The 240-nt window shown below is 50.8% G+C and carries 1 protein-coding gene; it reads right to left on the reverse strand.

Annotated elements, in window-relative coordinates; all coding sequences use genetic code 11:
• The coding region (locus FQ668_RS28140) for a hypothetical protein (protein ID WP_144180870.1) at window positions 1-240 on the reverse strand (240 nt) is incomplete at both ends.

A 240-nucleotide genomic window follows, 5' to 3' on the forward strand; every position in this document is an offset into this window, starting at 1 on the left:
CTTCCAATATGCGGCACATATCGATGAGGTCTCGAACTTCTTCATCGCCATCATAAAGCTGTGGCAATGCAGGCTCCGCCTTGAAGGCTTTTTCTAACGTCATGCCAGGGTCAGCTGGAATCAGTTTTGATATGCGGTCAACAAAGCCAAACGGGTGACCCAATACACGCCCCACATCACGAATAACCGCCTTCGCAGCCATAGTACCGAAGGTAATGATCTGCGATACCGCATCCCGAC

The sequence above is a fragment of the Pseudomonas sp. Kh14 genome, from assembly GCF_900291005.1.
In the GTDB taxonomy this organism is placed as follows: Bacteria; Pseudomonadota; Gammaproteobacteria; order Pseudomonadales; family Pseudomonadaceae; genus Aquipseudomonas; species Aquipseudomonas alloputida.